The sequence below is a fragment of the Streptomyces sp. NPDC087300 genome, assembly GCF_044744425.1.
In the GTDB taxonomy this organism is placed as follows: Bacteria; Actinomycetota; Actinomycetes; order Streptomycetales; family Streptomycetaceae; genus Streptomyces.
This window is the reverse complement of sequence record NZ_JBIUYI010000001.1, coordinates 1166414-1185627: the sequence shown is the minus strand read 5'-3', so window position 1 is coordinate 1185627 and position 19214 is coordinate 1166414. Positions and strand designations below refer to the sequence as shown.

Genomic DNA, 19214 nt, shown 5'->3' with positions numbered 1-19214 from the left:
GTCCGTACGGGCGGCGGCGTCACAAGCTCAGGGAGGCCGCGACCGGCAGGTGATCACTGCCGGTGGCGGGCAGGGTCCACGAGGAGACCGGAGTCATCCCCTTGACCATGATCTGGTCGAGGCGGACCACGGGGAACGCGGCGGGCCACGTGAAGCCGAACCCGTCCCCCGCCTCTCGCTGCGCGGAACGCAGCTGGCGGGTTAGAGGGGCCATCGCCGAGTCCTCGGTCGCCCCGTTGAAGTCGCCGACCACGACGACCCGGGCCAGTTGTTCGGCCCGTACGGCGTCGGCCAGTTTCCCCGCCGACTCGTTGCGGCGTTCCGTGGTGAATCCGGAGCTGGGCAGGACACGCACGGAGGCGAGGTGCGCGACGTAGAGGGCGACAGGCCCCTTCGGGGTGTCGACCGTGGCGCGCAGGGCCCGCGTCCAGGGCATGATCTCGACCGGCCGCACGGCCTTGAGCGGGTGCTTGCTCCACAGCCCGACGCCTTCGCGCACCGCGGAGTACCGGTAGACGGGCGCCAGTTCGCGCTCGTACGTCGAGACGGCGGGGCGGGAGAGTTCCTCCAGCGCCACGACGTCGGCACCCGAGGCGGCCAGCGCTCGTGCGGTCCCGCGCGGATCGCGGTTCCCCTCGTGCACGTTGTGGCCGACCACGACCAGGTCCCCGCCGCTGGAGCGCTTGTCGAGGAACGTGCCCGCGAACAGGGAGCACCAGGTGACGGCGGGGACCAGTACGGCGACGGCCGCGAGAGCGGAGCGGCGTGCCAGGGCGGCCGCCAACAGCGCGATCACGCCCAGGCCCGTCCAGGGCAGCACGGTCTGCAACAGGCTGCCGAGGTTGCCGACGCTGTTCGGGACGTGGGTGTTGAGGGCCATGAGCAGGGCGCAGAGTACGGCGGCAGCGGCGACGACCCGACCTCGTCGCCACATACCTGTGCGCCAGGCGCGGAGGCGCCACATACATGTGAGCCGCATACGCGTGTGCCGCATACGTGTGCCCCACGTGTTCGTGCGCCCTGTGCTCGTGCGCCCTGTGCTCGTGCGCGGTATGTCGGCGGATTCCGCCGCGGGACGGGAGTCGGTGCTGCTGGTGACCGTGTTCTCGCTCATCGACGACCGCCCGCGTCCCCGCCGTCGCGGTTCGCCGCCAGGGCGGCGGGCAGCCGCTCCTGGAGCGCGTCGAGGAGTCGGCCGCTGCTGGCCAGGGCCGCCTGGTTTCCCTCGGTCGGGGAGGTGCCCACGCGCTGGGAGAGGACGACGCCGTACACGACACGGTGGCTCTTGCCGTCCGGTATCTCGGCCGCCCACATCAGATTGCCGCCCGCCGGGGTGCTCGATCCCGTCTTCAGACCGATCACACCTGGGCGATCGAGCAGCTTGTTGGTGTTCCGTATCGGTTCGGCCTGACCGGGGAGCTTCGTACTGCGCAGGGCCACCGTCGCGCGCAGCGCCGGGTCCTTCATCGCCTCGCGGGCGAGTGTGAGCTGGTCGGCGGCGGTGGACCGGGTGGTGGACTCGAAACCGCTGGCACCGGTGTACGTGGTGTGGGCCATCCCGAGCCGGGTCGCCGTGGCGTTCATCTTGGCCGTGAACTTCTTCTGGCTGCCGGAGTCCCAACGGGCCAGCAGCCGGGCGACGTTGTTGCCGGACGGCAGGAGCATCAGCTCAAGGAGTTTGCGCTGGGAGAGCATCTGTCCCTGGCGTACGGGTGCGGTGGACTCGCTGAGCGAGTGGGCCTCGGCCGCGGCCCGCTCGTCGACCTTGATCACCGGCCCGTCGTCGCCGTCTTCCAGCGGATGCTCTTTCAAGATCACATATGCGGTCATGACCTTGGTGAGGCTGGCGATCGGCACGGCTTGCCGTGCCCCTGCCCCGTTGGCGCCGAGGGCACCGACCTTCTCCACCGCGATGGCCGTCTGCCCCTCTTCGGGCCACGGCAGTTCCAGCCGGTCGGCGACGCCCCGCGGCATCGGGACCTGCTGCGCGACAGCGCTTCCCCGGTCACCCGAGCTGCTGTCACCGCCGTCGGTGAAAGCGAGCAGCCCTCCGGTACAACCGACGAGGAGCGCCGCGGCCGCCGCCCACGTCGTACGCCGGCGGCCCCGCGACGACCCCCCGAGCACGGTGCGGACAGCACAGTGGGCACGTACGAACACGTCAACCGCCTCCCAAAGCCAGCTACGCGTACACCGGACATCGGGTACGGGCACAGCCTTCGGGAAGGCGGCTTCAAGGCCGTCAGGGCGAAGCTTCCGCTGTCGCACGGTTATGTATCAGGCGTGTGTCGGCCCTCTGCCGCGTCGATGCTCCTGCGGACGACGCGGGGGCCGGGGGCCGTGCCCCGTAGCCCATTGGCCTTCTCGACGGTCGCGTGGAGGGCCTCCTGATGGGCCATTGGTCCAGCGGCCCGGGTGCGGGTTGAGCCACAAGGTCGATGGATGGTGTGATGTGTCTGTCGATGGCGCTGCGGAACTCCGTGGCGCCTTTTTCATGTGGGCAGGTTGTGACAGGGCGTGGAAGGGGCGGGGAAGCCGTGCTGAAGAGGGTGTTCGTGGCGCCGGATCCGGGGCGGATGCGGTTGCGGTTCGCGTCGCGGGCGGTCCTCGGGATCGCGCTGGCCGTGGCCGTGTGCGGCGTTGCCGGGCATTCGCTGGTGGCGGCGATCACCGGTGGGCTCGCGGCGCTGCTGGCTCTCTTCACGGTGGGGGACGCGAGTGTGCGGGGGCAGGCGGTCACCACCGCCCTGCTGCCGGTCGTCGGTTTTCCCGTGCTCGCGCTGGCGGCGGTCCTGCATGACGTGCCGGTGGCCAGGGATGTCGCGTTCTTGAGCGTGATGGGGCTCGGGGTGTACGCGCGGCGCTGGGGACCGCGCGGGCACTCGCTCGGCGTGTTCGCGTTCATGATGTTCTTCGCGACGCAGTTCCTGCACACCGTGCCCGCCCAGCTCCCCGAGCTGTACGCCGCCGTGCTCATGTCGCTGTGCGCCTCGTCGGCCGTGCGGTTCGGGGCCTGGTGCTACGAGCGGCGGCTGCCCGTCGCCGTCGTGCCCGCCGTGCCGGGCGGCAGGGGCATCGCCCGTACGACCACCCGGCAGGCCGTGCAGGCCTTCGCCGGCGGGGCCTTCGCGCTGATCCTGGGGCAGGTGCTCTCGGGGGAGCGGTGGTACTGGGCCGTGGGTGCCACCTGGTGGGTGTTCGTGAACACCGCGTCCAGTGGCGAGACCCTGGTGCGGAGCTTCCGGCGGGTGCTCGGCACCGTCATCGGCATCGGCGTCGGCTTCGTCCTCGCGGTGCCGTTGAACGGAGCGCCCGTGCCCTCCGCGCTGCTCGTCGCCGTCAGCGTCTTCGGGATCTTCTACACGGCCGCCGTCTCGTACACCTGGATGATGCTCGCCGTGACCGTGATGGCCGGTGTGCTCTACGGCCTGCTCGGAGTGCTCGACCCCGCGCTGCTCACGCTGCGCGTCGGCGAGACCGCCGTCGGGGCGCTCGGCGCGGTCATCGCCGTGCTCGTCGTGCTGCCCGTCACCACGCACGCCACCACCAACGCCTGGATCCAGCGCGCCCTGCGGTGCGTGCACGCCTGCACCGCCGAGGCCGCCGCGCGTCTCGCGGGCTCGGGCGGCGCCGACCCGGCGCCTCTCGTCGCCGAACTCGAACACCTCCTCGGCAAGGTGCGCCTCTCGCTCGCCCCGCTGGTGCACCCGCTCAGCCCGCTGCGCGGCCGCAAGGAACGGGCCCGTCAGGTGCTCGCGCTGCTCGACTCCTGCGCCCGCGAGGTGCGCGGGCTCGCCTCGATCGCCGCCGACCCCGAGGCCTCGCACGACGACCGGCTCGCCGCGGCCTGCTGGCGCGTGGAGGCCGCCGTGGAGGCGCTCACCACGTCCAAGGCCGCCGAAGGCCGCGAGGCCGGTGTCCTCGCCGCGCCGCAGCACTCCGCCCTCGAACCCGCGCTCGCCCACCTGCACGGCCTGGAGAAGGCGCTCGCCGACCTCGCCGAGCCGCTGCGCAGCCACACGCGTGCCCCGTTGGGCGCCTGACCCGTCCCTGCCGGGTTCCCGCCACCGGCTCCGGCTTGGTCTAGACCGGCTGCTAGCGTCGGCCGCACGAGCGGCGCCACGGACGTGCGCCGCTCCGGTCGAGAGGGGACAGCAGTGGTCGTCGGCAGGCACGCCGCGCGGGCGTACATCGGATCCTTCACCGCGGCAGGGGGCCGCGGCGTCAGCGCCGCGGCGCTCGACCAGGACACCGGCGCGCTGACCGTCCTGAGCAGTACGGACGAGGTCGCCGACCCGTCGTACCTGGTGCTCTCGCCCGCAGGCGAGACCCTGTACGCGGTCAGCGAGACGGCCGAGGGCGCGGTCGCCGCCTACGATCTCGGCGGCGCGGAGCCACGGCTCACCGCGACGCCCGTCCCCGTCGGCTCCGCGCCCACCCACCTCGCGCTGCACGCGGGCCACCTGCTCGCCGCCAACTACGGCTCGGGCAGCGTCGCCGCCGTACCCCTGCGCGCCGACGGAACCCTCGCCGCCGCCCCGTCGAGCGTCCTGCGCCACACCGGCTCCGGGCCGCACCCCCAGCGCCAGCAGGCGCCGCACGCCCACCAGGTGAGCGCCGACCCGAGCGGCCGCTGGGCGCTCAGCGTCGACCTCGGCACCGACTCGGTGCGGGTCTGCGCCCTGGACGAGGACAAGGGGCAGCTGACCCTGCACCGCGAGGTCGCGCTGCGGCCGGGGTCGGGGCCGCGGCACCTCGCGTTCCACCCGGACGGCGACCGCGTGTACGTCCTGAACGAGCTCACGCCCACCCTCACCGTCTGCGCCTGGGACGCCGCCGAGGGCGCGATCACACCGCTCGGTGAGACGCCCGTCCTCACCGAGGTCCCGGACGGCGACGCCTTCCCTTCGGCGGTCGTCGTCGACCCCGAAGGGCGCTTCCTGTGGACCGCTACGCGCGGCACGGACGTCATCTCCGTCTTCGCGCTCGACGGCCCCGGCGGGGCGCCGCGGCTCACGGCGACCGTGCCGTGCGGCGGCCACTGGCCCCGTGACCTGGCCGTCCACCCCTCGGGCCGGTACCTCTACGCGGCCAACGAGCGCTCCGGGGACGTCACCTGGTTCACGGTCGACCGGGCCACCGGGATGCCCGTCAGGAGCGGCTCCGTCGAGGCACCCGCCGCCTCCTGCGTGGTCTTCGGCTGAGAGCCGGTACCAAGCAGCCGGTAGCAGCCGGTTCCGAGTCGCCCTTAGGTACGACGATGGGCCCGCCCCCACATCGGGGCGGGCCCATTCGTCGTATCCGTCGGCGCGCGGCGGCTCAGTGCACCGGCGTGCCCGAAGGCTGCTGCGGGGTGATGCCGAGCGTCGTCGTGTACTTGGCGAGCGCCAGCTTGCCGATCGCCGGGTAGGGGCCGAGCGGCTCGGCGACGGAGCAGCCCGCCTCCTTCGCCGCGGCGTCGAGCAGACCGGAGTCCAGCTCGGGGCCGATCAGGTACGGGGCGAGCGCCAGCTGGGCGGAGCCGGAGCCGCGCAGCTGCTCGGCGGTCGCCGCGATGGCGCCCTCCTCGTCGAGCGCGGCGGCCATCACCGGCACCGCGAGGCGGGCGGCGAGCAGCATGCCGGTGATCCCGGCGGCCTGCACGGCCTCCTCGCCGCCGACCGTGGCGAGCACGATGCCGTCCGCGGCGGTCGCCACGGTGAACAGGCGGGCGCGGTCGGCGCGGGCAAGACCGGCCTCCGAGAGGCGCACGTGCAGCGCCTCGGCGAGCAACGGGTGCGGGCCGAGCACATCGGTCAGCTCGGCGGCGACACGGCTGTCCATGACGGCCTGCCTGATGCGCCGCATCAGCGCGCTGTCGGGGCCCGCGAGCAGCGGCACCACGACCGCCACGGGACCTTCCGACTGGGCAGCGTCGGCCACGTCCGCACCGGCGGCACGCGCCTGCTCGACGCGGGCGGCGCGCTCGGCGGCCGCGTGCGCGAGCACGGAGCTGAGCGAGGGGAACTCGGGGAAGGACGTGACGGTGGCGTCCTCCTCACCGTCGACGTAACCGATCCGGGCGTCGAGACCGGGGAGCTCGGAGCGGGCGATGCTCACGACTTCCTCGGCGAGGCTGCGCGTGGTGGTGCTGGGGGCGCCCGGCACGGCGAGGACGAGTGCGGGTGCGCCCTCAGGAGCCGCGACGGGCTCCGGGCGGCGGTGCCGGCCCGGCTGACGGGGGCGCGGCATTCGTACGGGCAGGCCTGATGCGGGCCCAGTGGGGGAGCTCATGCGGCCGCATGCTACTGGTTTGCGGGTCCTCGCTGTTCGGGGAGGGTGCAGGTGGGCGGTATAAGTCCGTTTTTGTCTGATGAATTACGTAGAGGTCAACTGTCGTCTTCACCGGGGACGGTGAGCATGCGCGGATCCCGCGGCAGTCGCAGCCGGTTCGCGGCGATATCGGCGGCTATGCGCAACGCGCCGTCCAACGGGTCGCCCGCGGCGGGAACCCGCACGGCCCGTGGCAGTCGCTCCGTCAGTTCCTCGTCCAGCGGCCCGGTCAGCGCCTCGCCCAGCTTGAACAGGCCGCCCGTCAGCGCCACTTCGCAGTCGCCTTCCGCCGGGCAGACGGCGGCCGCGGCCTGCGCGATGTGCCGTGCCGCGGCGCACAGGATGTCCCGCGCCACCGGGTCGTCGGCCGCGCAGGCGGCCACGTGCGGCGCGAACGAGGCGAGGACGGCGGGCCGGTCGGTACGGGGATAGAGCTGGGCCGGCAGGCCCGCCACCGGCCCGAACAGGTCCTCGGCGCGGCCGAGCAGCGCCTTGGAGCCGCCGTCCCTGCCGTCGTGCGCCCGCATCACCGCCTCCAGGCCCGCACGGCCGATCCAGGCGCCGCTGCCGCAGTCCCCGAGCAGATGTCCCCAGCCGTCGGCGCGGTGCCAGGCGGCGAGGTCCGTACCGATCGCGATCAGGCCCGTGCCCGCGGCGACGACCGCGCCGGGGCGGTCGCCGAGCGCTCCCGCGTACGCGGTCACGGCGTCCGCGGCGAGCGCCACGCGGCGTACGCCCAGGCTCTGTTCGAGCGCGGCAGGCAGCCGGGCGCGCAGGTCGTCGCCCAGGGTCGCGAGTCCCGCCGCGCCGATGCCGACGGCCACGATCCGGCCGCCGCCCGCGCGGTCGAGCAACTCCCTTGCCATGGGCAGGAGTTGCGTCATGAAGTGCTCGGCGTCGATGCCTCGCACACCGGTGCGCACCGGCTCCGCCGAGCGCACGGGGGCGGGACCGCGCACCCCGTCACCGCGCACCCCGGCACCAGGCGCGCCGCTCGGCACCGCGAGCCCGGCCCGCAGCCCGGAGCCGCCCGAGTCGACGCCGAGGACCAGGGCCCTGTCCGCGTCGGGGCCGCCGGCCGCCGGTGTCACGGCAGTCGCCAGTCCACCGGCTGCGCGCCCTGCTGGACCAGCAGGTCGTTGGCCCGGCTGAAGGGGCGCGAACCGAAGAAGCCGCGGTCCGCCGACATCGGCGAGGGGTGCGAGGACTCCACGGACGGCAACTGCCCGAGCAGCGGCCGCAGATTGCGTGCGTCACGGCCCCACAGGATCGAGACCAGCGGCTTGCCGCGCGCGGCGAGCGCCCGTATCGCCTGCTCGGTGACCTCCTCCCAGCCCTTGCCGCGGTGCGCGGCGGGCTTGCGCGGGGCGGTGGTCAGCGCCCTGTTGAGCAGCAGCACGCCCTGCTGCGTCCAGGGGGTGAGGTCGCCGTTCGACGGCGGGGGCAGGCCCAGGTCGTTGTTCATCTCGCGGTAGATGTTGATGAGGCTGCCTGGCAGCGGCCGCACTTCGGGCGCGACCGAGAACGACAGCCCCACCGCGTGACCGGGGGTGGGATAGGGGTCCTGGCCGACGATCAGGACGCGGACGTCGTCGAAGGGCTGCTGGAAGGCGCGCAGGACGTTCGGTCCCGCCGGGAGATAGGTGCGTCCCGCGCCGATCTCCGCGCGCAGGAAGTCGCCCATCGCGGCGATCCGTCCGGCCACCGGTTCCAGGGCCTTGGCCCAGCCGGGTTCGACGATTTCATGCAAGGGTCGTGGTGCCACGGCGTCACCCTACTGCCGTAACGGGGCGGTCGATCAACCGATGGCCGCGGCCCGCACGCACAGCACGTCCGGCAGGTGCGAGGCCAGTTGCCGCCAGCTGTCGCCGTCGTCCGCCGACGCGTACACCTCCCCGTTGCGATTGCCGAAGTAGATTCCCGCCGGGTCGCTGTCGTCGCTGCACATGGCGTCGCGCAGCACGGTGCCGTAGTGGTCCTCCTGGGGCAGGCCCGCGCTGAGCGGCTCCCAGGTCGTGCCCGCGTCGGCCGTGCGGTAGACCCGGCACTTGCGGTCGGCCGGGACCCGGTCGCTGTCCGCGGTGATCGGGAAGACGTACGCCGTGCCGCCGCGGTGCGGGTGGGCGACCGCCGCGAAGCCGAAGTCGGAGGGCAGTCCGTCCCCGATGTCGGTCCAGTTGGCGCCCGCGTCGTCGCTCCGGTACACGCCCCAGTGGTTCTGCAGATACAGCCGGTCGGGGTCGGCCGCGTCCCGCGCGACCTTGTGCACGCACTGGCCGAACTCGGGGTCGGACTCGGGCAGGAAGACGGCGGAGACGCCGTGGTTCGACGGGGTCCAGCTCGCGCCGCCGTCCACCGTGCGGAACACTCCCGCGGTGGACACCGCGACGGTCACCGCGCGCGGGTCGCGGGCGTCGGTGAGGACCGTGTGCAAGCCCTCGCCGCCGCCTCCTGGGACCCATTTGGAGCGGGTGGGATGCTCCCAGAGCGGTCGTACGAGCGCGAAGCTCTCGCCCCGGTCCTCCGAGCGGTACAGCGCGGCCGGCTCCGTGCCCGCGTACACCACGTCGGGCTCGGCGGCCGCCGGGTGCAGCTGCCACACGCGCTCCAGCGAGGCCCCGGTGTCCTTGGGGAACTTCACGGCGGGACTCGACGGCTCGGTCCAGGTCGCGCCGAGGTCGTCGGAGTGGAAGACGGAAGGGCCCCAGTGCGCGCTGTCGCCGCCGACGAGCAGGCGCGGGGTCGGGCCGCGGGTGTCGATCGCGACGGAATACACGGCCTGCGCGTTGAAGTAGGGGCTGTCGTCGAACTCCCAGGCGCCACCGCGCCTGCGGCCGATGAAGAGGCCTTTGCGGGTACCTACGGTCAGGATGATGTCGGACATGCCGACCACCTCCGGGACGTCGTTGTCTCAGGTACCGGTCAGTCTGCACCCCGGCACTGACAACCACCCCCGGAGTCGGTGTCCGTGCAGGTCAGCGCCGTGTCCCGGATCAGGGACCGGTGCCGGGCGCCCGCTCGCGCGAAGGCTCAGCCCCCTCCCGCGACAGCTCTGCCCGCTCCCGTGACAGCTCAGCCCGCTCGCGCGACAGCTCTGCCCGCTCCCGCGGCGGCTCTGCCCCCTCCCGCGACAGCTCGGCGGCCACCTGCGAGATCGTCGCGGGCCCCACCCGGCAGCAGCCGCCGATCAGCCGCGCCCCCGACGCCCGCCAGCCCGTGACCCGGCCCGCCGAGAAGGTGCCAGGCCCCCGCCAGGCGCGGGCCGCCGCGTCCCAGTGCTCCCCGCTGTTGGGGTAGACCACCACGGGCTTGCCGGTGATCCGCGCGGCGAGCGCCACCGCCGTGTCCGCGTCGCGCGGATCGCAGCAGTTCACGCCGACCGCGATCACCTCGTCGGCGTCGGCGGCGAGCGCGAAGGCCTCCGCGAGCGGCTGGCCCGCGCGCGTGAAGCCGCCCGTGACGCTGTACGACAGCCAGGCGGGCACGCCGAGCCCGCGCACCGCCCGCAGCAGCGCCCGCGCCTCGTCGGTGTCGGGGACCGTCTCCAGGGCGACCACGTCGGGGGCCGCCCCGGCGAGGGCCTCCAGGCGCGGCCGGTGGAAGCGTTCGAGTTCGTCCACGCCAAGGCCGTACCGACCCCGGTACTCGGAGCCGTCCGCGAGCATCGCGCCGTAGGGCCCCGCCGACGCGGCCACCCAGACCTCCCGGCCCGCGTCGGCTCCCGCATGGCGCGCCAACTCCACGCTCAGGCGCAGCAAATCGGTGGTGCGGGCCGCGTCGATGCCGTGCCGCGCGAACCCCTCGTACGTCGCCTGATAGCTCGCGGTGATCGCGACGTCGGCGCCCGCCGCGTAGTACGCGCGATGCGCCGCCTCGATCGCGGCGGGCTCGTCGGCGAGCAGCCGCGCGGACCACAGGGCGTCGGCCAGGTCGTGCCCGGCGGCCTCCAGCTGTCCTGCCAGGCCGCCGTCCAGCACGACGGGGCGGCGCGCGAAGGCGTCTGCGAGTTTCACAGAGCCGACGCTAGCCGAGGTGCGGCGAGCGGGAAGTGGCAGGCGACCTGGTGTCCCGCCCCGTTCGGGGTGCTGACCGGCGGCTCGGTCGTGGCGCAGACCTCCTGGGCGAGGGGGCAGCGGGTGCGGAAGCGGCAGCCCGAAGGGGGCTTCGCGGCGGACGGCGTCTCGCCCTCCAGCGGGGTGCGCCCGGCATCCGATGTGCGCGCGGCGGCCGTCGGGTCCGGCACGTTGACCGTGTCGAGCAGCCCTCGCGTATAGGGGTGCAGCGGCTGGGCGTACACCTGCTCGGCGGGCCCCGACTCGACCAGCTTGCCCAGGTACATCACGCCGACGGTGTCCGCCAGATGACGCACCACCGCCAGGTCGTGCGAGATGAACAGATAGGTCAGGCCGCGCTCGCGCTGGAGGTCGCGCATCAGGTTGAGGATCTGCGCCTGTACGGACACGTCGAGCGCGGACACCGGCTCGTCGGCGACCACCAGATCGGGCGACAGCGTCAACGCGCGTGCCAGGCCCAGGCGTTGGCGCTGGCCGCCGGAGAACTCGTGCGGGTAGCGGTGCACGGCGCCGCGCGGCAGGCCGACCGCGTCGAGGAGCTCGCCGACCAGTTCCTCCTGGTGGGCGCGGTCGCCGACGCCCTGGATGACGAGCGGCTCGCGCAGGATCTCGCCGACGCGCATGCGCGGATCCATCGCGGCGGTGGAGTCCTGGAACATCAGCTGGACGCGGCGCCGGTGCGCGCGGCGCTCGGCCCGCGACAGGCCGGCGGGGTCACGCCCCTCGAAACGCACCGCGCCACCGGTCGGCTCCTCCAGGCCCGCGACGATCCGCCCCAGCGTGGTCTTGCCACAGCCGGACTCGCCGACCATGCCGAACGTCTCGCCCTTGCGGATCCGCAGGGACACCCCGCCGACCGCGCTGACCGTGCCGCGGCTGCGCGAGAACGCGCCGCCCTTGAGGGGGAACTCCTTGACCAGCCCGTCGAGTTCGAGGAGTACGTCACCGGGGGCCGCGGGCGCGGGGACCACCGCGGGGGCCACCACCTCGTCGGGGGACGTGACCTCGTCCGGCACCGGATGGAAGCAGGCGAACCGGTGCCCGGCGCCCCCTGCCGCGTCGTCCGCGAGCGGCGGCTCCTCCGTACGGCAGGTGTCGGTGGCGAAGGAGCAACGCGGCGCGAAGCGGCAGCCGGTGGGGCGCACGGCGAGGTTCGGCGGCAGACCGGGGATGGTGTGCAGCTCCGTGCCGCGCCCTGCCGCGCGCTCGGGCAGCGCGGCGAACAGGGCCTCGGTGTAGCGGTGCCTGGGACGCGCGAACAGGTCCTGTACGTCGGCCTGTTCGGCGACCTTGCCCGCGTACATCACCGCGACCCGGTCCACCCGGTTGGCGATGACCCCGAGGTCGTGCGTGACCAGGATCATCGCCATGCCGAGGCGTTCGCGCAGATCGTCGACGAGCTCCAGGATCTGGTGCTGCGTCGTCACGTCGAGCGCCGTGGTCGGCTCGTCGGCGATCAGCAGCTTCGGCTCGCAGACCAGGGCCATGGCGATCGCCACGCGCTGGCGCATGCCGCCGGACAGCTGGTGCGGATAGGCCTTCATGCGCTCGGCGGGCTGCGGCATGCCGACCAGGCGCAGCATCTCCTGGGCGCGCGCCCAGGCCTCCTTCCGCGTGATCCCCTCGCGGTGCAGCAGCAGCGGCTCCGCCACCTGCGCGCCGATCGTCATCGTCGGGTTGAGGGAGGTCAGCGGGTCCTGGAAGACCATGCCGATGGTGTTGCCGCGGACGTCCTGGAGGACGGGCGCGGGGGCCGCGGCCAGGTCCTGGCCGTCGAACAGGACGCGTCCGCCGGTGATGTCGCCGCCGGGCGGCAGCAGGCCGAGGACGCTGAGCGCCGTCATGGTCTTGCCGCAGCCGGACTCGCCGACGATGCCGAGGGCCTCGCCGGGGGCCAGCTGGAGGCTGACGCCGTCCAGGGCGTGCACGGTGCGCTCGCGCGAGGTGATGTCGACGCGCAGGTCGTCGATCGTGAGCAGGGGCTCGGCCGTCTGGGGTGTGTGGGGTGTCTGGGTCATGTCTACGGGGCTCCCTTTACTTCCGCAGCCGTACTTCGAAGGCGTCCCGCAGCCCGTCACCGATGAAGTTGAACGCGGCGACGACCAGGACGATCGCGATGCCCGGCGGGAAGATCAGCCACCAGTAGCCGTTCTGGGTGTAGGTGATGCCGGCCGACAGCATCGAGCCCCAGTCGGCGGACGGCGGCGGGATGCTCAGCCCGAGGAAGGCGAGGTAGCTGACGTAGAGGATCGCGTCGGCGATCTGGAACGTGCAGTTGACGATGACCGTGCCGATCGCGTTCGGCACGATGTGCTTGAAGACGGCCCGCGCACCGCCGCCGCCCATCATCCGCATGGCCTGGACGTACTCGCGGTTGCGCAGCGAGAGGGCCTCGCCGCGCACCAGGCGGGCGGGGGAGAGCCAGGCCACCGAGGCGATGATGACGATCAGGACGCCCTTGCTGGGGGTGATGATCGCGGCGACCACGACGAGCAGGAACATCGCGGGGATGGCGAGCGCCGCGTCGGTGATCCGCATCATCGTGGCGTCGACCCAGCCGCCGAAGTATCCGGCGACGGCGCCGTACACGGTGCCGAAGAGGGTGGCCAACAGGCCTGCCGCCAGGCCGATTTCGAGCGACGTCTGACCGGCGACCATCAGCCGGCCGATCATGTCGTAGCCGAGGTCGGTGGTGCCCAGGAGGTGGCCGGAGCTGCCGGGCGGGAGGTTGGCCTGGGAGAGGTCGGTGTGGACCTGCTCGGTGTCGTACAGGAGCGGGCCGAGATAGCTGAACGCGAGCAGCAGCACCAGGACGACGACGCCCGTCAGGGCGAGCTTGTTGCCGGTGAAGACCTGGAGCGTGCGGCGGGCGAGGGAGGGGGTGGCCCGCGCCGCTTCCTCCTGCCCGGGGGCGATGCCAGGGGTGACCGCGGTACTCATGCCACGCTCCGTATCCGGGGGTCGAGGACGGCGTACAGGACGTCGGTGAGCAGTGAGCCGACGACGGTGGCGACACCGACGACGAGCGTCACGCCGAGCAGTACGGGGAAGTCGGAGCCCTGCGCCGCGTTCCAGAACAGCAGCCCCATGCCGGGGTAGTTGAACATCGACTCGACGACGAGGGCGCCGCTGAACAGGGTCGGCAGATAGAGGCCGAGCAGGGTGGCCAGCGGGATCAGCGCGTTGCGCAGGACGTGCCTGACCATGATCCGGCGGCTCGACTGGCCCTTGGCCATCGCGGTGCGGACGTATTCCTCGGTGAGGTTGTCGAGGACCGCCGAGCGCATGTAGCGGCTGAACATCGCGATGATGCCGAACGCCATGGTGACCACGGGGAGCACCAACCCGCTCGCGTCGCGCAGGAGTTCACCGATGGTCTCGCCCTGCGGGGCCTCGGCCGGGAAGACCGGCATGACCTGCGCGAACAGGATGATCATGATGAGGCCGAGGAAGAACACCGGCGTCGCGTACAGCAGGAAGGCGAGCCCCGTGAGGGCGTAGTCCGACGCCTTGCCGCGCCGCACGGCCTGGAGCAGGCCGAGCGGCACCGCGATGAGCACGGCGAGCGCGGTGGACAGGACCGTCAGGAGCAGCGTCTTGGGCAGCCGCTGCTTGAGCAGTTCGAAGACCGGCGAGTTGAGCTTGAAGGACTCGCCGAGGTCGCCCGTGAGCAGCCGCTTCAGATACATCACGTACTGCATCGGCAGCGAACGGTCGTACCCCTGCTGGTGGTTGAAGTGCTCGATCTGCTGCGGCGTGCCCTTGGGGCCGAGGATGGCGCGCGCGGGGCCGCCGGGCAGCAGGTGCAGGAGCACGAAGACGATGACCGACACCAGGAAGAGGACGACGATCGCCTGGAGGAAACGCTTGACCAGAAAGCCGGTGAAGCCGGTCACTTCTCGGCCCCCTTCTTCTTGACGTAGTACCAGTGCTGGGGCGCGAAGGTGACCGTCGGGTTCTGGTCGACACCGCGCAAGTCGTTGCGGATCACCGAGACTTGGTATGCCGGGTTGGGCATCCACATCACGGGCAGCTGGTCGGCGAGGTACTCGCCGTACTCGTGCACGGCCTTCATGTCGGGGGAGTACTGCACGCCCCGGATGATGCGGTCGGCCTTCTTGTCGCTGTAGTTGCCGAAGTTGGCGGACGCGCCGGTGGAGAAGAGCTGTTCGCCGCTGGGGTTGAGCGGGTAGTACCAGCTGCCCGCGGTGCCGAAGAAGGACATGTCCCAGTCGCAGCCGGGGTCCTTGGCCTTGCACGGTACGGAGTTGCCGAGGACGGAGTTCAACGGCTGCTGCCGTACGGTCAGTTGGATACCGGCCTTGGAGAGCGACGACTTCAGCTCCTGCATCATGTTCGTCGTCTCGGTCGACCCCGACTGGGAGAGCAGGGTGAGTTCGAGCGGGTCGTCCTTGTCGATGCCCGCCCCGCACTCGTCGTCGCCCGTGCCAGGCCGTACGCAGCGTGCGGTGCCGTCGTCGGTGCGCCAGCCGCGCTCGGCGAGCAGCCGCCTGGCCTCGGCCACGTCGAAGGGGTAGCGATCGCGCTCCATCGCCTTGGAGAGGTACTGGCTCTTCGGCGTGACAGGGACGGGACCGAGCGTCGGCGTCGCGCTGCCCTGCCAGATGACGTCGCTCATCGCCTTCTGGTCGACGAGGTGCTGCATGGCCCTGCGGATGTAGAGCTGGCTCATCAGGGGGCCCGCGTGGGTGGAGTTGAAGTTGTAGACGATGTACGTCGCCGCCCAGCCCTCCCACGGGTCGACGCGATACCCCTTGTCCTCGAACTTCTCCTTCTGCGCCATCACCGACGGCGGGATGTAGCCGTAGTCGACGCCGCCCGAACGCAGCACGTTGTACTCGGAGTCGGCCGTGGTGAAGGGCTTGAAGACGACCTTGTCGAGGTGCGGGCGCTCCGCCTTCGGACCGGTGAACTTCTCGTTCGGCACGATGGTGACCTGGCCGCTGTCACGCCAACCGGCCAGCTTCCAAGGGCCGTTGACGGTCTTCCAGAGCGGATCGGAGCCGTACGAACCGAGGCTCTTGGCGTGCTTGGTGAGCCGGGCGAAGACGGCCTTGGCGCCCGCGGGGGTGCGGTCCCAGTCGCCGATCTTCCCGCCGTCGGTCTTCGCGTCCCAGGCGTGCTGGGGCAGCGCCCGCATCAGGGTCAGCTGATTGGCGGTGAACCAGTCGGGGTTGTACGCGCGCGTCAGGTGCAGCCGCACGGTGTGGTCGTCGAGCGTCTCGAAGCGCTTGACGTTGTCGGGCATCGTGCCGACCGAGTAGTTGCCCCAGTCCGCCTTGTTGGCCTTGACCAGGTGGAACCAGAACTCCAGGTCACGTGCGGTGACGGGCTTCCCGTCGGACCACTTCACGCCCTCGCGCAGCGGCACGGTCACGGTCCTGTTGCCGTCGCTGTACTTCGGTTCCAGGCCGAGCGTGCTCGGGCCGTGCGTGGTCAGCTCGCCCTTCGCCTTGTCCTGCACGGCGTCGTAGACCGGCATGAAGAGCAGCGACTGGATCCCGTAGTTGTACGAGGCGCCGTAGCCGGGCGCGCCGATCGGGAAGATCCAGTTGGGCGTCGCGGCCGGCGGCAGCGCCATGGTCGCGGTGCCGCCCTCGACCGGGGTGCCGCCGGTGGGGCCCATGTCGATGCGGCCGCCCTCGCGGGTGCAGCCCGTCAGCGCCGCCGCGAGGACGACCAGGGCTGCCGCCGTGGACCTGAATGAGCGCATGGCGATGGGCCTCCAAGGGATACGTGGGCGGCCCCGTGCCGGAGAACGACGGGGCGGCGCCCGAACGCTAGGCCGCAGGTGAAAAACAAGTCAATAGCTTCGTTCGGCAAGAAGAGGAAAATCCGATAGGGCTAGCCAACTTGCTTCGACCGAACCTAGAGTTCGTATCGTTCTCGAACGAAAGCTTCGAAGTAAATGGGGGCGGTATGGCCGGAACACCACTCGGCGAGCCAGGTTCGGCGCAGCACATCGTGCACCTGGTCTCCTCGGGGGCGGCCACCTCCCGGGCCGATCTCGTACGCGAGCTGGGCCTCGCCCCCTCGACGGTCTCCCTGCGGGTCCAGGAGCTGGTCGACGCCGGGCTGCTCACCGAGTCCGGCGAGGGCGCCTCGCGCGGCGGGCGCAGGCCACGCCTGCTCCGGGTGGCCGCGCACGGCGGCGTCGCCCTCGCCGCCGACCTCGGCAGCCATCACGCGCGGCTCGGCGTGGTCGACGCCGGTGGCACCGTCACGGACGCCGTCGACCTGCCGCACGACATCACCGCGGGGCCCGAGTCCGCCGTCGGCTGGCTCTGCGGCCAGGCCGACGCCCTCGTGGCCCGCCAGCGCGCCGAGGGGCGCACGGTGCGCGCGTTCGGCGTCGCCTTCCCCGGCCCCGTCCAGCCGGGGGCCGGCCGCGTCCTGAGCCCGTCCCGCATGCCGGGCTGGCACCGCTACCCGCTCCGCGACGTCCTCGCCGAGCGGCTCGGCATCCCCGTGACCGTCGACAACGACGCCACGATGATGGCCGTCGGCGAGCACCGCGTCGGGCGCCCCGAACTCGACCACCTGGTCGTCGTCAAGGCGGGCCGCGGCATCGGCAGCGGCATCATCTCCGCGGGCCGCCCGCACGACGGCGCCAACGGCAGCGCCGGCGACATCAGCCACGTCCGCGTCGACGCCGCCGGTGACCGGCCGTGCAGCTGCGGCAACATCGGCTGCCTGGAGACCGTCGCCAGCGGGGCCGCGCTGATCCGCGAACTGGCCGGGCAGGGCGTCGAGGTGGCCGACACCACGGACCTGCTGCGTCTCGTCGCGGACGGCGACCCGCAGGCCACCACCCTGGTGCGCACCGCGGGACGCCACATCGGCACCGTCCTCTCGGTCGTCGTCAACTTCTTCAACCCGCAGGCCGTGGCCCTCGGCGGGGTCCTCGCCACCGCCGAGCCGCTGGTCGCCGCCGTGCGCGGCGTCCTCTACGAGCGCTGCCTGCCGCTGGCCACCGCCGACCTGGAGATCACCACCACCGTGACCGGCGTCGACGCGGGCCTGCTCGGTGCGGGCCTCACCGCGCTGCGCCCCCACCTCCCCACCTCCCCGGCGGCCCCCACCTCCCCGACGGCCCCCACCTCCCCGGCAGCCCCCGCATCCGCGGCCTCCGCATCCCAGGAAGAGAGCGCACCCGCATGACCCCCTCCGCGAACCACCGCCGCCTGCGCGTCGGCATCGGCGGCATCGGCATCGAGTCGTCCACGTTCTGCCCGCACCGCTCCACCGCCGACGACTTCCGGCAGACCCGCGGCCAGGACCTCCTGGACCGCTACACCTGGACGCGGGCGGACTCTGACCTCGCCGACGCCGTGGAATGGGTGCCCCTGCTGCACGCGACCTCGCTGCCCGGCGGCCCGGTGGAAGCGGAGTCGTACCTCACGCTCAAGGACGAACTCGTCACGCGCATACGGGAGGCGGGCCCGCTCGACGGACTCGTCTACGACATCCACGGCGCGATGAGCGTCGTCGGCCTCACCGACGCCGAGGCCGACCTCACCGAGGCGGTCCGCGCGGCCCTCGACTTCGTGGGCACCCCGGACGGCAGGGGCCGCCCCATGATCTCCACCGCCATGGACCTGCACGGCAACGTGTCGCGCCGCTTCGCCGAGCCGATCGACCTGCTCACCGCCCACCGCCTCGCCCCGCACGAGGACGCCTGGGAGACCCGCGAGCGCGCCGCCCGCAACCTCGTGTGCTGCCTCCTCGACGGCACCCGGCCGCACCGCGCCTGGGTGCAGGTCCCCGTCCTGCTGCCCGGTGAGAAGACCAGCACCCGCCTGGAGCCCGCCAAGTCCCTCTACGCCTCGCTCGCCGACGTCGAGCGGCTGCCGGGCATCCTCGACGCCGCGATGTGGGTCGGCTACGCCTGGGCCGACGAGCCGCGCTGCAAGGCCGCGATCGTCGTCACCGGCGAGAACGCCGAACTCGCCGCAGCCGAGGCCGAGAAGCTCGCCCGGCGCTACTGGGAGGCGCGGCGCGACTTCGTCTTCGTCGGGCCCACGGGCGGCGCGCAGGAGTGCATCGAGAAGGCCGTCGCATCGGACAAGCGCCCCTTCCTGATCAGCGACTCGGGCGACAACCCGACGGCGGGCGGCGCGGGCGACCTCGCGTACATGCTCGGCAAGCTCCTGGAGAACGAGGACGTCCGCACCGGCCGGGTCACCGCGGTCCACCCCGGCATCACCGACCCGGTCGCCGTCGCCCGCTGCTTCGAGGCAGGGGTGGGCGCCGAGGTCACCCTGAGCGTCGGCGGCAAGGTCGACAGCAACCACGGCGGCCCCTACGAACTCACCGGCACCGTCGTGGCGTTGCAGCGCGCCACCGACCAGCGTGACCGCGCGGAGGGCGGCGCGTACGACCGCGGCGTCGACATGGCGGCCGTGCGCTGCGGCGGCCTCACGGTGATCCTCGTCGAGCGCCGCAAGCCGTTCCACACCCTCGCCGACTTCATGGGTCCCGAGCACGGCGGCCTGGGCATCGACCCCCGCACGTACGATCTCGTGGTCGTCAAGATCGGCTACCTGGAGCCCGAGCTCCACGACATGGCGGCCGACTGGCTGCTCGCCCTCACACCCGGTGGCGTCGACCAGGACCTGCCGCGGCTGGGACACCACCGCGTCGAACGGCCGCTGTACCCCTTCGACGAGGACGCGTACGACGGCGGCGCGCCCGACCTCACCCCCGTCCGCCTCGCGCCGCTCGCCGGTTCGCTCACCGGCTGGCTCGGCGGGCCGCTCGCCAGGTGAGAAGGGGGTTCAGCCGCGGGAACGGGTCTGCGAAGGTGAT

General features: G+C 72.5%; 15 protein-coding genes. 4 read left to right on the top strand and 11 right to left on the bottom strand.

Annotated elements, in window-relative coordinates; translation table 11 throughout:
- Positions 1 to 19: 19 nt before the first annotated feature.
- Together ACIO9J_RS04745 and ACIO9J_RS04740 are read right to left on the bottom strand one after the other, a co-directional pair.
- Complete coding sequence (locus tag ACIO9J_RS04745; RefSeq protein ID WP_401992467.1) at positions 20 to 964, bottom strand: endonuclease/exonuclease/phosphatase family protein; 945 nt, start codon at positions 962 to 964, stop codon at positions 20 to 22.
- A gap of 146 nt (positions 965 to 1110) precedes the next feature.
- On the bottom strand, positions 1111 to 2160 hold the full coding sequence (locus tag ACIO9J_RS04740; RefSeq protein ID WP_401992464.1) for a D-alanyl-D-alanine carboxypeptidase family protein: 1050 nt from the start codon (positions 2158 to 2160) through the stop codon (positions 1111 to 1113).
- 377 nt (positions 2161 to 2537) lie between these two features.
- Here ACIO9J_RS04740 and ACIO9J_RS04735 point away from each other — a divergent pair, with 377 nt between their 5' ends.
- Positions 2538 to 4043, top strand: coding sequence for an FUSC family protein (locus ACIO9J_RS04735; RefSeq protein ID WP_401992461.1), 1506 nt, complete (start codon positions 2538 to 2540; stop codon positions 4041 to 4043).
- A 114-nt stretch (positions 4044 to 4157) separates the two neighbouring features.
- On the top strand, positions 4158 to 5204 hold the full coding sequence (locus tag ACIO9J_RS04730; RefSeq protein WP_401992458.1) for a lactonase family protein: 1047 nt from the start codon (positions 4158 to 4160) through the stop codon (positions 5202 to 5204).
- A gap of 115 nt (positions 5205 to 5319) precedes the next feature.
- Here ACIO9J_RS04730 and ACIO9J_RS04725 read toward each other — a convergent pair whose 3' ends face one another.
- The 9 genes from ACIO9J_RS04725 to ACIO9J_RS04685 form a co-directional block, all read right to left on the bottom strand.
- A complete protein-coding gene (locus tag ACIO9J_RS04725; RefSeq protein WP_401992455.1) occupies positions 5320 to 6273 on the bottom strand; it encodes a sirohydrochlorin chelatase in 954 nt (317 codons plus the stop codon).
- Positions 6274 to 6368: 95 nt separating this feature from the next.
- Entirely contained in the window at positions 6369 to 7403 is a 1035-nt protein-coding gene (locus tag ACIO9J_RS04720) for an N-acetylglucosamine kinase (RefSeq protein WP_401992452.1), read from the bottom strand.
- Positions 7400 to 8077 carry a uracil-DNA glycosylase gene (locus ACIO9J_RS04715; RefSeq protein ID WP_401992449.1) on the bottom strand — a complete coding sequence of 226 codons (678 nt, stop codon included), beginning with the start codon at positions 8075 to 8077 and terminating at the stop codon, positions 7400 to 7402. Before ACIO9J_RS04715 ends, ACIO9J_RS04720 begins: the two co-directional genes overlap by 4 nt.
- A 33-nt stretch (positions 8078 to 8110) precedes the next feature.
- Positions 8111 to 9196 (bottom strand): WD40/YVTN/BNR-like repeat-containing protein, encoded by a 1086-nt coding sequence (locus tag ACIO9J_RS04710; RefSeq protein ID WP_401992446.1) that lies wholly within the window; start codon positions 9194 to 9196, stop codon positions 8111 to 8113.
- A gap of 109 nt (positions 9197 to 9305) precedes the next feature.
- A complete protein-coding gene (gene mmuM, locus ACIO9J_RS04705) occupies positions 9306 to 10325 on the bottom strand; it encodes a homocysteine S-methyltransferase (protein WP_401992443.1) in 1020 nt (339 codons plus the stop codon).
- A complete protein-coding gene (locus ACIO9J_RS04700) occupies positions 10322 to 12403 on the bottom strand; it encodes a dipeptide ABC transporter ATP-binding protein (RefSeq protein WP_401992440.1) in 2082 nt (693 codons plus the stop codon). The genes mmuM and ACIO9J_RS04700 overlap by 4 nt, the downstream gene beginning before the upstream one ends.
- 16 nt (positions 12404 to 12419) lie before the next feature.
- On the bottom strand, positions 12420 to 13325 hold the full coding sequence (locus ACIO9J_RS04695) for an ABC transporter permease (RefSeq protein ID WP_401992437.1): 906 nt from the start codon (positions 13323 to 13325) through the stop codon (positions 12420 to 12422).
- Positions 13322 to 14281, bottom strand: coding sequence for an ABC transporter permease (locus ACIO9J_RS04690; protein ID WP_401992434.1), 960 nt, complete (start codon positions 14279 to 14281; stop codon positions 13322 to 13324). The genes ACIO9J_RS04695 and ACIO9J_RS04690 overlap by 4 nt, the downstream gene beginning before the upstream one ends.
- Complete coding sequence (locus ACIO9J_RS04685; RefSeq protein ID WP_401992431.1) at positions 14278 to 16119, bottom strand: peptide ABC transporter substrate-binding protein; 1842 nt, start codon at positions 16117 to 16119, stop codon at positions 14278 to 14280. Before ACIO9J_RS04685 ends, ACIO9J_RS04690 begins: the two co-directional genes overlap by 4 nt.
- Positions 16120 to 16325: 206 nt before the next feature.
- On the opposite strand from ACIO9J_RS04685, the gene ACIO9J_RS04680 reads away from it, so the two are divergent.
- Positions 16326 to 17567 carry an ROK family protein gene (locus ACIO9J_RS04680; protein ID WP_401992428.1) on the top strand — a complete coding sequence of 414 codons (1242 nt, stop codon included), beginning with the start codon at positions 16326 to 16328 and terminating at the stop codon, positions 17565 to 17567.
- Positions 17564 to 19174, top strand: coding sequence for a M81 family metallopeptidase (locus ACIO9J_RS04675; protein ID WP_401992425.1), 1611 nt, complete (start codon positions 17564 to 17566; stop codon positions 19172 to 19174). The genes ACIO9J_RS04680 and ACIO9J_RS04675 overlap by 4 nt, the downstream gene beginning before the upstream one ends.
- The last annotated feature ends 40 nt before the right edge of the window (positions 19175 to 19214 follow it).

Excerpts from the sequence above, each read along its gene's own strand:
- ACIO9J_RS04745 (WP_401992467.1), bottom strand. The coding sequence starts at position 964 with ATGTGGCGCCTCCGCGCCTGGCGCACAGGTATGTGGCGACGAGGTCGG.
- ACIO9J_RS04725 (WP_401992455.1), bottom strand. The coding sequence starts at position 6,273 with ATGAGCTCCCCCACTGGGCCCGCATCAGGCCTGCCCGTACGAATGCCG.
- ACIO9J_RS04710 (WP_401992446.1), bottom strand. The coding sequence starts at position 9,196 with ATGTCCGACATCATCCTGACCGTAGGTACCCGCAAAGGCCTCTTCATC.
- ACIO9J_RS04700 (WP_401992440.1), bottom strand. The coding sequence starts at position 12,403 with ATGACCCAGACACCCCACACACCCCAGACGGCCGAGCCCCTGCTCACG.
- ACIO9J_RS04695 (WP_401992437.1), bottom strand. The coding sequence starts at position 13,325 with ATGAGTACCGCGGTCACCCCTGGCATCGCCCCCGGGCAGGAGGAAGCG.
- ACIO9J_RS04685 (WP_401992431.1), bottom strand. The coding sequence starts at position 16,119 with ATGCGCTCATTCAGGTCCACGGCGGCAGCCCTGGTCGTCCTCGCGGCG.
- ACIO9J_RS04680 (WP_401992428.1), top strand. The coding sequence starts at position 16,326 with ATGGCCGGAACACCACTCGGCGAGCCAGGTTCGGCGCAGCACATCGTG.
- ACIO9J_RS04675 (WP_401992425.1), top strand. The coding sequence starts at position 17,564 with ATGACCCCCTCCGCGAACCACCGCCGCCTGCGCGTCGGCATCGGCGGC.